Annotated in this window: 14 protein-coding genes; 7 read left to right on the forward strand and 7 right to left on the reverse strand. The window is 65.0% G+C overall.

Going from position 1 to position 14,273, the window contains the following annotated elements; all coding sequences use genetic code 11:
- Nucleotides 1-18 precede the first annotated feature (18 nt).
- From modC to ACQY4T_RS23665, 3 genes are read right to left on the reverse strand one after another with little or no spacing between them, the layout of a single operon-like run.
- Nucleotides 19-1,098 carry a molybdenum ABC transporter ATP-binding protein gene (gene modC / locus ACQY4T_RS23655; RefSeq protein WP_428535671.1) on the reverse strand — a complete coding sequence of 360 codons (1,080 nt, stop codon included), beginning with the start codon at nt 1,096-1,098 and terminating at the stop codon, nt 19-21.
- Nucleotides 1,095-1,787 (reverse strand): molybdate ABC transporter permease subunit, encoded by a 693-nt coding sequence (gene modB / locus ACQY4T_RS23660; protein ID WP_428535673.1) that lies wholly within the window; start codon nt 1,785-1,787, stop codon nt 1,095-1,097. Before modB ends, modC begins: the two co-directional genes overlap by 4 nt.
- 36 nt (nt 1,788-1,823) lie before the next feature.
- Nucleotides 1,824-3,074, reverse strand: a complete 1,251-nt coding sequence (locus tag ACQY4T_RS23665) for a DUF2325 domain-containing protein (RefSeq protein ID WP_428535675.1) — start codon at nt 3,072-3,074, stop codon at nt 1,824-1,826.
- Between the two features lie 163 nt (nt 3,075-3,237).
- Between ACQY4T_RS23665 and ACQY4T_RS23670 the strand changes: the two genes are divergently transcribed.
- From ACQY4T_RS23670 to ACQY4T_RS23685, 4 genes are read left to right on the forward strand one after another with little or no spacing between them, the layout of a single operon-like run.
- Entirely contained in the window at nt 3,238-4,707 is a 1,470-nt protein-coding gene (locus tag ACQY4T_RS23670; protein WP_428535677.1) for an aldehyde dehydrogenase family protein, read from the forward strand.
- A 47-nt stretch (nt 4,708-4,754) separates the two neighbouring features.
- Entirely contained in the window at nt 4,755-5,216 is a 462-nt protein-coding gene (locus ACQY4T_RS23675; protein WP_428535679.1) for an SAM-dependent methyltransferase, read from the forward strand.
- A 59-nt stretch (nt 5,217-5,275) separates the two neighbouring features.
- Nucleotides 5,276-6,751, forward strand: a complete 1,476-nt coding sequence (locus ACQY4T_RS23680) for an aldehyde dehydrogenase family protein (protein WP_428535681.1) — start codon at nt 5,276-5,278, stop codon at nt 6,749-6,751.
- A 59-nt stretch (nt 6,752-6,810) separates the two neighbouring features.
- A complete protein-coding gene (locus tag ACQY4T_RS23685) occupies nt 6,811-7,740 on the forward strand; it encodes an LLM class F420-dependent oxidoreductase (protein ID WP_428535683.1) in 930 nt (309 codons plus the stop codon).
- Nucleotides 7,741-7,748: 8 nt separating this feature from the next.
- Here ACQY4T_RS23685 and modA read toward each other — a convergent pair whose 3' ends face one another.
- Nucleotides 7,749-8,504 (reverse strand): molybdate ABC transporter substrate-binding protein, encoded by a 756-nt coding sequence (modA, locus tag ACQY4T_RS23690; protein WP_428535685.1) that lies wholly within the window; start codon nt 8,502-8,504, stop codon nt 7,749-7,751.
- Between the two features lie 135 nt (nt 8,505-8,639).
- On the opposite strand from modA, the gene msrB reads away from it, so the two are divergent.
- Both msrB and ACQY4T_RS23700 read left to right on the forward strand, forming a co-directional pair.
- A complete protein-coding gene (gene msrB / locus ACQY4T_RS23695) occupies nt 8,640-9,047 on the forward strand; it encodes a peptide-methionine (R)-S-oxide reductase MsrB (RefSeq protein WP_428535687.1) in 408 nt (135 codons plus the stop codon).
- A complete protein-coding gene (locus ACQY4T_RS23700) occupies nt 9,044-9,895 on the forward strand; it encodes an SDR family NAD(P)-dependent oxidoreductase (protein ID WP_428535689.1) in 852 nt (283 codons plus the stop codon). Before msrB ends, ACQY4T_RS23700 begins: the two co-directional genes overlap by 4 nt.
- On the opposite strand, the gene msrA is transcribed toward ACQY4T_RS23700, so the two are convergent.
- From msrA to ACQY4T_RS23715, 3 genes are all read right to left on the reverse strand, one after another.
- Nucleotides 9,896-10,591, reverse strand: a complete 696-nt coding sequence (gene msrA, locus ACQY4T_RS23705; protein WP_428535691.1) for a peptide-methionine (S)-S-oxide reductase MsrA — start codon at nt 10,589-10,591, stop codon at nt 9,896-9,898.
- A 12-nt stretch (nt 10,592-10,603) separates the two neighbouring features.
- On the reverse strand, nt 10,604-11,929 hold the full coding sequence (locus tag ACQY4T_RS23710; RefSeq protein WP_428535693.1) for an MFS transporter: 1,326 nt from the start codon (nt 11,927-11,929) through the stop codon (nt 10,604-10,606).
- A 111-nt stretch (nt 11,930-12,040) separates the two neighbouring features.
- A complete protein-coding gene (locus ACQY4T_RS23715) occupies nt 12,041-12,952 on the reverse strand; it encodes an SDR family NAD(P)-dependent oxidoreductase (protein WP_428535695.1) in 912 nt (303 codons plus the stop codon).
- A 153-nt stretch (nt 12,953-13,105) separates the two neighbouring features.
- Here ACQY4T_RS23715 and ACQY4T_RS23720 point away from each other — a divergent pair, with 153 nt between their 5' ends.
- Nucleotides 13,106-14,269 carry a zinc-dependent alcohol dehydrogenase gene (locus ACQY4T_RS23720; protein WP_428535697.1) on the forward strand — a complete coding sequence of 388 codons (1,164 nt, stop codon included), beginning with the start codon at nt 13,106-13,108 and terminating at the stop codon, nt 14,267-14,269.
- The last annotated feature ends 4 nt before the right edge of the window (nt 14,270-14,273 follow it).

The following is a 14,273-nucleotide window of genomic DNA, read 5'->3' on the forward strand; positions in this document are numbered from 1 at the left end:
ATAGCGACCCAGCGCAACCTACAGCCCCAAGACCTCGATCGATGTCGATTTGATCAGCGCCAGCACCGGTTGCCCCGGCGCCAGCCCCAATCGCACCACCGCATCCGCCGTCACCCTCGACAACAGTCCGCCGTTTGGCAGACCGATCTCGACGATTACCGAGCGGCGCACCACGTCCTCGGCGATCTTTCGTACTATACCCGGAACGATATTGTGCAGGCTAATCGCCTCCGGCGGCCGCGCCGCCAGGATCACCTCGCGCGCCGGGATTCGCGCGCGGCATTCCGCCCCCAGCGGCAGATCGAGCAAAGTCACCCACAGCTCCACGCCGCCGCCCTGCAGCCGGGTCAGCCCGCGCGCTGCGTCATGTTGGTCCACCCGGCACAGCAGCAAGCCGCCGGCATCGTCACGCCGAGCCAACGGCAGATCGGCGCGCGACGCGACCTCCGACACCGAACCGAAGCCGATCACAGACCCCGCCTCGATCAGTACCAGGGAATCCGCCAGCCCGGCAACCTCGTCCAGGGAATGGGTCACGTACAGCGCCGGTAGCCGCAACGCCGTCTTCAGCCGCGTCAGGAACGGCAGGATTTCCGCCTTGCGCTCGCTATCCAGACTTGCCAAAGGCTCATCCAGCAGCAGCAGATGCGGCTGCGCCAGCAAGGCCCGTCCGATCGCCACCCGCTGACGCTCGCCGCCGGACAGCGTGTTCGGACGACGGTCCAGCAACCGCCCGATCCCCAGTAGTTCGACGACCTCATCGAAGCGAATCGCCCCCGGCTCGACCCGGCGCATGCCGAACCGCAGATTGGTCGCCACCGACATGTGCGGGAATAGCCGCGAGTCCTGGAACACCAGCCCGACACGGCGTCGCTCCGGTGCCAGCCATACCCCCGAACGGGTGTCGGCCAGCATCGTGCCATCGACCGAGATGCGACAGTTGTCTGGTCGTAACAAGCCTGCGGCGGCATTGATGATGGTCGATTTGCCGGAACCGGACGGGCCGAACAGTGCCGTCACGCCGGGCGATGGAACCTCGAATGCGACGTCCATCTGGATCGAGGGGAAACGATGCCGCAACGCGACCGAGAACGTCATCGTCCCAGCACGGCATTCAAGCGCTTGTTGATCCACTCCGACAGCAGCAGCCCGACCAGTGCCAGCAGCACCGAGACCATCGACAGTTCCGCCGCCTTGGACTCCCCGCCCGGCACCTGCAGCGCGGAGTAGATCGCCAGCGGCAAAGTCTGTGTCTGTCCCGGAATGTTGGCGGCGAAGGTGATGACCGCGCCGAACTCACCAAGGCATGTGGCATAGCCGACGACGCCGCCGACCAGGATGCCGGGCGAGGCCAGCGGCAAGGTCACGTTTATCAGCCGGTCCAGCCACCCCGCCCCCAGCGTCCGAGCTGCCTGTTCCAGTCCACGATCCATCGATTCGAGTGACAGTCGGATCGACCGCACCATGATCGGAAACGTCATCACCGCGCATGCCAGGCTGGCCCCCGCCGTGGTGAAAACCAGCCTGATGCCAAACCAATCCTGCAGCAACGACCCGATCGGGCCACGAACACCGAAGGCGATCAGCAGCAGCCAACCAGTGACCACCGGCGGCAGCACCATCGGCAGATGCACCAGCGCGTTCAGCACCGCCCGTCCAGGGAAACGCCAGCGGGTCAACACCCAGGCTGACATCACCGCCACCGGCAATCCGAAGCCGACCGCGCGCGCGGCAACCGCCAGCGTCAGCCGGACCGCCTCCCACTCCTCCGCCGACAGCATCCTCATGGCCACGGTATAGCCGCGAAGACACAGCGGTCACAATCACTCGGCGGCTTCGGCGATTCTGGCCAGAGCCGGGGCTTGCAGCGCCGCCAGCAGAGACGTCACGCTGGCCGACCGGAGGGGGACGAATCGCTTGGCCGCCTGGCGACACGATGCCTTAACGATGTTGGCTGCGTCGTGGCTGATGCAATCCACCGGAAACAGTGCGGAGTCGCAACGGCTCACCAGTCCGGGCAGCAGATTTTGATGGTTCTCTACCCCGCCGTCGTGGTGGAGAAACTCCGCGCCCAATTGCTCGACCATCGCCCGCATGTGCGCGACCTGGTTGGGACGGCCGCCAACATACAGCAGGACCATGCCATCCAGCCGCAATGCCGGCGCGCTTTCCGGGGGCGCCGCCAGCGAGGCTTCGATCGCATCGACCTCTTGGCGCAGCGCCGCGCCGATCCGCTCCGCCGCAACCCGGCCCGCGCGTTCGCCATCGCGCTCGGCCTGCATCGCAGACAGCCTTTCCTGCAGCGCGATCCGCCGGCGGGTCTCGACTGCCAGGCGCCGTCCGGCGTCAGCGATAAGACCCTGCAACGCGGTTTCGTCGGTCGGCACATCGGTCCCCGCTGCCGAAACGATCCGTTCGGTCAGCGCCTGCCGCAATTGCCGGATCTGCTCATCACGGGTCACCACCGCGTCGTGCAGCGCCTGCTGCTGACGCCCGAGCTTGGCCTCCAGCGTCGCCTTCTCCGCCTCCAACTGGCACAGCCGCCTGATGTCCGCTCGATTTGCCGATCCGATGAGGTGCGAAAGCATGTGCACCTCGCCGAAAGCCTCGCGCACGATCTCCTGACTGGTCAGTGGATGCGTCAGCACCGCCCAATAGGCACCTGGAATGTCGCCACGCCGCACCGCGTCGCGCCACAATGCACGCACCGCGTCCTCGGTGCTGGCTTTGGCGAACTGGCTGACCGCCAGCTTGTGGCGATGATCCAGTGCCTTGTGCAACTGCCTGGCGGCGTCGGCGTGCCGTCCCGCAAGTCCGACCGCGATGCCGTGCAGCTCATGATCGCCGGACCCGGCGGGCGCCATGCCGAACTTCCTCAACACCTGCCGCAGTTCCGCGGTCGACAGACATGTGCCGATGATCGAGCAGTGCAGATTGGTATTGAATTCCCAAATCTTCGTGCGCCGGGGCGCCACCTCACGCTTGACCAGCGTCGGCGGGATGGCGCCGAGGTCAAACGGCCGCGACAGCACCGGGCTGGTCTTGATCGCGATCGACGGCGCGGGTCCCCTCATACGCTAATCCCATTCGGATATAACGACTCGCGTTCGCCCGAGCCGCATCGTAGTATCTAACTGGCTACAACGATATTGGCTCACCGCGCCGCATCTGCCAAGCACGGAGCGGCCGAAACAAGCAGGAGAGGCAATCATTGATACAATCGCGCTTGATCAGCGGTTGCGGTACGCCACCGAATTCCTCGGTCGCCGCGCCGGCATGCTGATCGACGGCAAGCTGGTGCAGGCCGCATCCGGCAAGACCTTTCCGGTCTACAATCCCGCCACCGGAACCGTCATCGCCAACGTGCCGGAGGCCGACAACGCCGACGTCGATCTGGCCGTCACCGCCGCGCGCGGCGCCTTCGATGATGGTGTCTGGGCAAAGGTCGGCCCATCCGGCCGCGGCAAGATGCTGTGGAAGATGGCGGACCTGATCGAGCGCGACCTGGAGCAACTGGCCGAGCTGGAATCAGTCGACAACGACAAGCCTTATGCGGTCGCGCGTGCGGCCGACCTGCCGCTGGCGGCCGATATGTTCCGCTACATGGCGGGCTGGGCAACCAAGATCACCGGCACACAGTTGCCGTTGTCGCTGCCGGGCGAATATCTGTCCTACACGGTGCGCGAGCCGGTAGGTGTCGTCGGCCAGATCATCCCGTGGAATTTCCCGCTGTTGATGGCGGCTTGGAAGCTGGCGCCGGCCCTGGCCGCGGGCTGCACCGTGGTCTTGAAGGCCGCCGAACAGACCCCGATGACCGCGCTGCGCCTGGCCGAGCTGTTCCTGGAAGCCGGCTTCCCGCCCGGCGTGGTCAACATCCTGACGGGCTTCGGCGAAACCGCCGGGGCGGCATTGGCGGCGCACCCCGATGTCGACAAGGTGGCATTTACCGGATCGACCGAAGTGGGCAAATTGATCGTTCACGCCGCCGCGGGCAACCTGAAGAAGGTGTCGCTGGAACTCGGCGGTAAGTCGCCGGCGATCATCCTGCCGGATGCCGATCTCGACATGGCCATAGCCGGCGCAGCAAACGCAATCTTCTTCAATCACGGACAATGTTGCTGCGCCGGGTCGCGGCTCTACGCCCACAAGTCGATCTACGACAAGGTCGTCGCCGGCGTGTCCGACATCGCCGGCAAGATCAAGGTGGGACCCGGCCTTGATCCGACCACGGAGATGGGACCGCTGGTTTCGGACGAGCAGTTCTCTCGCGTCACCAGCTACATCGAGGATGGCCGTCGGTCCGGCGCCCAGGTCGCCACCGGCGGCAACCGGGTGGGCAATCTGGGCTACTTCGTCGCACCAACCGTACTTGAAAAAACCACCCCCGACATGAAAGTGATCCGCGAGGAGATCTTCGGTCCGGTGGTCTGCGCCGAACCGTTCGACGATAACGACCTGGAGCTGATCGCCAAGCGCGCCAACGACACGATCTATGGCCTGGCAGCCAGTGTGTGGACCGCAGACGGAGGCAAGGCGCATAAACTGGCCAGCCGCATTCGTTCCGGCACCGTCTGGATCAACTGCCACAACGTGTTCGATGCCTCGCTGCCGTTCGGCGGCTACAAGCAGTCCGGCTGGGGCCGCGAGATGGGCGCCGAGGTGTTTCACAACTACACTGAAGTAAAAGCCGTCACCGCCGCGTTGTAGGCCCCGCGCCCCTGGACGGGACCCGCCGCGGATGCCACCGTTGGCGCATGTCCGGCCCAGATGACGACAACCAGCTTCGCCAGGGGGAAGTCGCGGTCGCGCTTCCCCCGAACGCCGATGCCGGGGTGTTTTTCATCGGCACCATCCATACCCCCTGGCGCGTCCGCGGCGAGTGCCCGAAACGTGGCACGCTTGATGGCCCGCTCTGCTCGATCGTCGTCGACCCGCGCTGGCAGCAGGCGCTGACCGACATCGCCGAGCACCCCCGCATTCAGGTGCTGTATTGGATGCACCGCGCCCGCCGCGACCTGGTGCTGCAAACGCCGATCCGCACCGGACAGACCACCGGAAGTTTCGCCCTGCGATCCCCGGTGCGACCCAATCCGATCGCATCCTCCGTCGTCGCGCTGGTTGCCATCGATGGCGCCACACTGAAAGTCCGAGGCCTGGACTGCCTCGACGGCACTCCGCTGATCGATCTGAAGCCGGATCGCAGACCCCCCGGATAGACTCGTCGCACCGCCCACGCTATATTCATTTGGGAATAGCGTCTGACACGATGAACGTCATGACACAGGTCCATCCGTTCCTGGATGGCAAGGCCAAGCGCATGCTGATCGGCGGCAAATGGCTGGAAGCCGCCTCCGGCAAGACCTTCGAAACCCACAATCCGGCCACCGGCGAAGTCCTCGCCCGCGTTGCCGAAGGCGACGCCGAAGACATCGACCGCGCGGTCGCCGCCGCCCGCGACGCCTTCAACGGCCCATGGAGCAAATTCAAGCCCGCCCAGCGCCAGGCCATCCTGCTGAAAGTCGCCGACCTGGTGGAACGCGACATCGAGGAATTCGCCGCGCTCGACACGCTCGACATGGGTGCCCCGATCACCCGCACCCGCGCCAACAGGGCACGCGCCATCGGCATGCTGCGGTTCTACGCCGGCATGGCGACAGCGCTGCACGGCGAAACCATCGAGAACTCGCTGCCCGGCGAAATGGTGTCCTTCACCTTGAAGGAACCGGTCGGCGTAGTCGGCGCGATCATCCCCTGGAACGGCCCGCTGACTGCCGCGATCTGGAAGATCGGCCCGGCGCTGGCGACCGGTTGCACCGTGGTGCTGAAACCCGCCGAGGAAGCCCCACTGACCCCGCTGCGCCTCGCCGAACTGTGCCTGGAGGCAGGCGTCCCACCCGGCGTCGTGAACGTCGTGACCGGGTTCGGCGAAACCGCCGGCGCCGCGCTGGCAGGCCATCCCGATGTTGACAAGGTCGCTTTCACCGGATCGCATCTCACCGGGCAGTCCATCATCCGCGCCTCGGCGGGAAATCTAAAGCGCGTGTCGCTGGAACTCGGCGGCAAATCGCCCGACATCGTGTTTGCCGATGCCGACCTGGCGCAGGCCGTGCCGGGTGCGGGAATGGCGGTGTTCGCCAATTCCGGGCAGATCTGCTCAGCAGGCACCCGGCTGTTCGTGGAAAAAAAGATCTACGACGAATTTGTCGGCCGCGTCGCCGATTTCTCCAAGACGCTGCGCGTCGGCGACGGTATCGACCCGCAAACCCAGGTCGGCCCATTGGTCTCGCAAGAGCAACTGACGCGGGTCACCAACTACCTCAACATCGGTCGGCAAGAGGGCGCACGTCCGCTGGCCGGCGGTGACCGGTTGACCGAAGGCGCGATGGCCAAAGGCTTCTTCGTCCCGCCGACAGTGTTCGCCGACGTGCGCGACGACATGCGCATCGCGCAGGAGGAAATCTTTGGCCCGGTGATCTCCGCCATCCCGTTCACCGACATCGAGGAGGTCATCCAGCGCGGCAACCAGACACAGTTCGGCCTAGGCAGCGGCGTATGGACGCGCGATGTCGGCAAGGCACACCGTCTGGCCAAAGCCATCCGCGCCGGATCGGTCTGGATCAACTGCTACCAAGCGATGGACCCGGCAGTACCGTTCGGCGGCTATAAAATGAGCGGCTACGGCCGCGAATCCGGCGTCCAGCACCTGGAAGAATACCTCAACGTAAAAGCGGTCTGGATCAAGACCGACTAGACCCGGAACGCCGTGTCGGGTCGGAACGTTGAAGCCAGGCGATCAACAGGAGGCTGCTGATGAAGTTCGGCATCCATAACCCATCGTTCGTCTTCGGCTCCGACCCGGCCGACGCGTTCGACGCCCTCAAGGCCAAGGCGCAATGGGCCGAGAACCACGGCTTCACCTGGTTCTCGGTGATGGACCATCTGATCCAGATCCCGCCGGTCGGCGCGGCGGACGAACCCTTCATCGAAGGTTGGACCGCACTGTCCGCGTTGGCCGCGGTGACCAACCGAATCCGCCTCGCCACCCTGGCGTCCTCGGTCGCCTACCGCAATCCGGCGCATCTCGCCAAGATCGCCGCCGGGGTCGACCTGATCTCCCGCGGGCGGCTGACGCTGGGGATCGGTGCCGGCTGGTTCGAAACCGAATATCGCCAATACGGTTGGGAATTCCCCGAACGACCGGCGGTCCGCATCCGCCAGTTGGAGGAAGCCGTCCGGCTGATCCTGGAGATGTGGACGGATCGGCGCACCAGCTTCGACGGCAAGTATTTCCACGCCCAGGACGCGATCCTGGAGCCGAAGCCGATACAGCAGCCGCATCCGCCGATCATGATCGCCGGCGGCGGCGAGCAACTCACCCTACGCGTTGTCGCGCGGTTGGCCGACGCCTGCAACGTGTTCGGCGATCCAGCCGGCGTGAAGCGCAAGTTCGACATCCTCCACCGCCATTGCGACGCCGAGCAGCGGCCCTATCAGGCGATCGAGAAAACCAACATCCTCGGCTTGCTGGTGGCACGCGACGAAGCGGCGCTGACCGCGAAACGCCGCCGCCTGAACGTCGCCGAATCGTTTCCCGGTTTCGCCGGCACGATAGCCGGCATCACCGATCTGATCGGGCAATATCAGGACGCCGGCGTCGACCTGATGATCAGCAGTGCCTTCAAGAACGACACTGAAACTCTTGAACTGCTCGCATCGGACGTCATCCCGCATTTCAAGTGATCCGTCGGTCAGGCCGCCGGCAGATAGCCGAAATCGGCGAAAATGCGCAGTGATTCGACGGACCGCAGAAACGCCAGCGCCGCAGCGGCATTCTTGCCGCGGGCGGTACTGGCCAACGCCACCGGATAAACGATCGGCGCGTGCGAGTCCGGCGGGAACACCCCCGCCGCCACCGCTCGCTCATCGCCGTGCAGATCGGTCTTGAAACAAACCGCTGCCTTGGCCTCGCCGTGATCCACCAGCACAACGGCGGCCAGCGAACTCTCGGCGATAGCGATATTACCCTCCACCATCGGCCAGAAGCCCAGCGACTGCAGACTCTGCTTGCCGTAACGCCCAGCCGGGTCGTGCTCGGGATCGCACATCGCCAGCCGGCCACCGGCCAACAGCCCGGCCAGCGCAAAGCCGCTTGTGATCGTCCCGACGGTCGGACTGCCCGCGGCGGCAGCTAGCACAAGCTCGTTGCGTAACAGATCGGACCGCGTCAGCGGCTGCACCAGCTTTTGCCGCACCGCCTCATCCATCCATGCCGGATCGGCGGTCAACAGAATGTCGGCCAGAGCCCCGCCGGCAAGCTGACGGATCAATACCGGCGTCGGGGCATAAGCCGCGACCGCCGACCCGCCGGCGTCACGATAGGCCTGCAGAACGCGTTCCAGCACCGGGCGGAACGTCATCGCGGCATAGATCCGGACCGCCGGGTCCGGCGACGCGGCGACGACCGTCGCGGCCAGGCCGCTGAGCAGAAAACGTCGCGACACCATCCCCGGCCCGCCCTCTCAACGGCGCTGTAGCCATTGCTACATCGCGACCCACCTGCCGGATAACCGAGCCGCCGGCCGCTTGTAGCGCCCATATGTCGAACCGATGTAGCGTCGGTCAGCCACAGGAGACCGAAGATGCTGGAGAAAACCTATCCCGTCACCCATAGCGACGCAGAGTGGCGCCGCCTGCTGACCCCGGAACAATACTACGTGATGCGCTCCCACGGCACCGAGGCACCCGGAAGCTGCGCGCTGCTGGCCGAAAAACGCCCCGGCCGCTTCACCTGCGCCGGCTGCGATACCCCGTTGTTCGAAACCAAACTGAAATTCGAGAGCGGCACCGGTTGGCCCAGCTTCAACGATCCGATCGAGGGTTCGGTCGAAAACACGGTTGACCGCAGCCAGGGCATGATCCGCACCGAGGTCCATTGCGCCACCTGCGGCAGCCATCTCGGCCACGTCTTCCCCGACGGGCCGCCGCCAACCCATCAGCGCTACTGCATCAACGGAGTCGCAATGAACTTCGCAGCGGACCCGGCATGATGCAGCACCCTGCCCTCACCCGCGGCCGCGTCGCGGTCATCACTGGCGCTGCCAGCGGCATCGGACTCGCCGCCGCCACCCGTTTCGCCGGCATGGGCCTGAAGGTCTGCCTCGCCGACCTGTCGCCCGAGGCACTGCGTCGCGCCGCCGACCAGGTAGCCGCCGCCGCGCCCGGCGGCCCCGACGCGGTGCTGACCGTGCCCACCGACGTCAGCCGCCTCGAGTCCGTGCAGGCTCTTCGCGACGCCGCCTATGCCCGCTTCGGTGAGGTCGCGCTGCTGATGAACAACGCCGGCACCGCCCCCGGCGGCGGCCCGTACGATCACATCGACCGCTGGCGGACCGTGCTGGAGGTCAACCTCTGGGGCGTGATCAATGGCGTGCAGACCTTCACCCCACCGATGCTGGCGCAACGAAACCCATGCGCCATCGTCAACACCGGGTCAAAACAAGGCATCACCTGTCCGCCCGGCGACACCGCCTACAACGTTAGCAAGGCGGGCATAAAGGTCATCACCGAGGCGCTCGCCCACAGCCTGCGCAATGAGCAAGTCGCCCGCATCAGCGCCCATCTGCTGGTGCCCGGTTCGACCTTCACCGGCATGACCAGCCGCGGCGAAACCGAGAAGCCGCCCGGCGCATGGACCCCCGACCAGGTCGTGGACATGCTGGTGCAAGGCATGAGCAACGGCGACTTCTACATCATCTGCCCAGACAACGACGTCACCCGCGCCATCGACAACAAGCGCATGCTGTGGGCCACCCATGACATCACCCAGAATCGCCCGCCGCTGTCCCGCTGGCACCCCGACTACCAAGCCGCATTCGAAACATTCTTGCGGCTCTAGCTAATCCCCTGACGCCAGCTTGCCTACCTTGACCGGCGCCGGCTGCCACCACTCGGGAAACAACGTCCGCAACGCCTGCACCTTCGGCAGGTCGTTAATCACGATGTAGGCTGCGTCCGGATGCAGGTCGAGGTAATCCTGATGATACGCCTCGGCAGGATAGAACGGGCCGGCAGGATCGATGCGAGTGGCGATCGGACGGCCGAACGTGTGCGCCGCGTCAAGTTGCGCCACGTAGGCCGTCGCGATCCGCTTCTGCTCCGGCCCATCCACGAACAGCTCGGATCGGTACTGGGTGCCCCAGTCAGGGCCTTGCCGATCCTTCTGCGTCGGATCCAGTGCCACCGAGAAGAAGATCCGCAGCAGCGTGCCATAGCTCACCTGGGCCGGATCAAACGTCACACGAACCGATTCCGCATGGCCAGTGTCGCCCGAACTGACCTGCTCATAATCAGGGTTCACGACATGACCGCCGGCGTAACCCGACACCGCCCGCGTCACCCCCTTCACGTGCTCGAACACGCCCTGCACGCCCCAGAAACAGCCGCCAGAAAACACCGCCGTCTGCTCTCCCGGAGTATGAACCGCTGGCGCATCCACCACCGGGGCCGGCAAGGCGTGCGGCGCGTCCGCTGCCTGGGCCAGACCCATGCTCAGCATCAACCCCAGCGGACCGGCAGCCAGAACTTTCAGCATGCTTGCTCTCCTTTACTCCGGCAGTATCTCATCCTTCGTCTCCCGGCCCAACAGTGCTGCGATGATGCTCAGCCCCGCGAAACACGTGATCACCGCGGTGGCCTTGGTGAACGACCCGCCCATCGCACCGACCAGCAGTCCGGCGACCAGCGGCCCGAAGCTGGTGATCACCCGACCGGTTCCGTTGCAGAACGACACCGCCGTCGCCCGCACATGCGTCGGGAACAGTTCAGGCAGATAGACCGCATGACCCGAGAACACACCGAACACGAAATACCCAAACACCGGCAGCAGGTACGGATACAGGTCGTACGTATCGACCCACAGATACATATACAGACCGACCGCGATAGTCCCGACGTTATAGAATATGATCGTGGTTCGCCTGCCTATCACATCCGCGATGAAGCCGAAGGTGGCGTAGCCAATGATCCCGCCCAGTCCCCACAACATCATGCCATGGCCAATGAACGGGGCCGCCGCCGGCCCGGTGATGCCCTGAAGCGCCAGCAACTGGCCCTGGATGGTCGGCAACCATATCGCGCTGGTCCAAATCGCCAGCAGAGTGCCCAGACAAAACAGCACCCCGATAAAGGTGCTGTAGCGCAACGCCGGCGAAAACAACTGCGCCGGAGTGAACCGCATGTAATCCTGATCCGCCACCGATTGTTCACGTTGCGCTCGGATCGCCTTGCGCCGAGCCTCGACGACCTGAAAGCGCTCGGGCTCGTCTAGCCCGCGGCGCAGCAGCACCAGGATGATCGCAGGCAGCACGCCAGCGAACATGACGTAGCGCCAGCCGTACGGTCCGACCAAGGCATAAAGCTGGCCACCGATCAGGCTACCGAAGCCGCCACCGGTCATCATGATGCCCAGCACTTTCGCGCGATGAACGTCGGCGAACGCCTCGGCCACCAGCGGGATGCCCAGAATGACCTCCGCACCGGTGCCGACGCCGGTCATGAACCGGCAGATGCCGAAGGTCAGGGTGCTTTGGCTGAAGCCTTGCAGCGCGGTGAACACCGCAACCACGGCGACGCTGACCATCAGTGTTCGCACGCGGCCAAAGTAATCGCCGATAATGCCGAACGCGAAGCCACCGAATGCCCAGCCCAGCAGCCCGACCATGCTCAGCAGGCCGCCAACCCGCCCGATATCGGCCGCGGTCGGATGGCCGCCCAACAGCTCGATCGTCGCCGGCCGCAAGACCAGGGCAAACAGGCCGAAATCGGTGTTGTCCAGCGACCACCCTAGCCAGGCAACCAGGAAGACCATCCACTGATAGCGCGAAATGTTGCGAACCCACCCCCACCCGGCAGCCGCAGCGGTCTGTCCCATTCCCATCCTCCGTGCCGGCGCTGCTCTCGACGGCGCGCTCAACAGCGAGCTTACCTAGTATTCCAACCCTTTGGATATAGCGACAAAGTCAATGTCCGTGCCGCACAGGCCCTACTTGATCCGCCCCATCTCGCGCAGCTTCTCCACCACGTTGCCCATCATGCCGAAATACGGCTTCGCACCGGAAAGGTCGCGGATCTGGCCCAGTGCCTCACGCACCATTTCGATCGTGACCGGTTCCGCCGGATCGAACTGCTTGCCCTCAGTGACGAAATACTGCACCCGAGCATAGCCGCCCGCCGTGGCGGCGATGATCTCACCGTTCTGGTCGCACTCCTCGCTGCACAGCCACGCCACCGCCGGCGACACCAACTCCGGCTTCATCCACGGCGCGATATCTGGCGGCAGCAGCGATTCGGTCATCCGCGTATAGGCCGAGGGCGAGATCGCATTGCAGCGGATGTTGTATTTCGCACCCTCGTGCCGCAGCACGTTGATGAGCCCGTTCACCGCCATCTTCGCCGCGCCGTAGTTGGCCTGGCCGAAATTGCCCACCGTGCCGGAGCCGGAGGTGGTCACCACCACCCGCCCATAAGACTGCTTGCGCATGATCGGCCACGCCGCCTTGATACAATAAACGGTACCGAAATGATGGACCTGGTTGACGAATTCGTAGTCTTCGATTGCCATGTTGTTGAATGCCTTGTCACGCAGGATGCCGGCGTTGTTCACCAGGATATCCAGCCGCCCCCAGGCGCCCATGGCCGTATCGATAATGCTCTGCGCCGCCTTTTCATCCGCCACCGAGGCATAGCTGGCCACGGCTTCTCCTCCCGCCGCCTTGATCTCGGCCACCACTGCGTCCGCCGCGGCGTTGGCCCCGCCGGTTCCATCCACCGCTCCGCCCGGATCATTCACCACAACCTTGGCACCGCGCGACGCCAGCAGCAGCGCATGTTGACGGCCCAGTCCGGCTCCGGCACCGGTGACGATCGCCACCCGGTCATCAAAACGAACATCCATCGGTCGGTTCCTCTCTTGTCAGCAGGCAATCCGCGATAGCGCGCCGCACCACGCACGGCAACCCGCCGTCCGGCCGTGCCGCTTTCGTCCGCCCGCACCGCGTGTCATCATCGCCACAACTGGGCGCAACCAAGACACCGTCAGGATACGCCGATGTATATGCATCCAAACGTCAAGACCGCGGCCGACTTCCCGGTTCCCGACACGATGCGGGCCTGGGTCCTAGGCGATCCCGGCCAACTCACACTCGGCGAAAAACCGACCCCGGTGCCGGCCCGCGCCGAGGTGCTGGTGCGCATCGACGCGGTGGCGATCTGCGCCACCGACCTGGAAATCATCCATCACGGGCCGCCGGCGATGATCCAGGGTGGCCTGCGGTTCAACAAACGATTCACCCCTGGCCACGAATACATGGGAACCGTCGCAGCCCTGGGCGCCGGCGTCGACGAATACGCCATCGGTGACCGGGTAACGGTCGAGATCCACGCTGGCTGCGGCCAGTGCAAGCGTTGCCGCGAGGGCATGTACACCTCCTGCCATAACTACGGCCTGAACTATGGCAACGTGAACAAGGGCCACCGCGCCAACGGCTTCACCACCGATGGCGGCTTTGCAGAATACGCCATCAACCACATCAACACGTTAATTCATATCGATGACGATGTGTCAGACGAGGAAGCCACGCTGGTCGTCACCGCCGGCACCGCGATGTACGGCCTGACCGAACTCGGCGGACTGGTGGCGGGCGAAAGCGTGGTGGTCACCGGCCCCGGCCCGATCGGCCTGATGGCCGTAGCCGTCGCCAAGGCACTCGGCGCATCCCCGGTCCTGCTCACCGGCACCCGCGAAAACCGCCTGAAAATGGCCACCGAACTCGGCGCCGACCACGTCATTAACGCCCGCACCGAAGACGCCGTCGCCGCAGTGCGCCGGCTGAACGGCGGCCGCGGCGTCGATTACGTGGTCGAGTGTTCCGGCGCGCCGAACGCGGTGAATGAGGCAGCCCAGATGCTTAACCGCGGCGGCCGCATCTGCCTCGCCGCCTTCCCGCACGAACCGGCGGCGATCGACATCGCCAGTATCGTGCGCAACAACATCACTCTGCACGGCATCCGCGGCGAAGGCAAAAGCGCCACTCACCGCGCAGAGGCCTTCATGCGACAGAAGCGTTTCGACGCCACCAAGATCCACACTCACACTTTCCCACTGGCGGACCTGCCAACGGCGCTGCGCTACGCCAAGGACCGTGTCGACGACGCCATCAAGGTCGTGGTAAAAGCCAACGCCGCCCAAAAATCCCGCATCGCCGCCGAGTAGCCCG

The sequence above is a fragment of the Rhodopila sp. genome (assembly GCF_965277825.1).
In the GTDB taxonomy this organism is placed as follows: Bacteria; Pseudomonadota; Alphaproteobacteria; order Acetobacterales; family Acetobacteraceae; genus Rhodopila.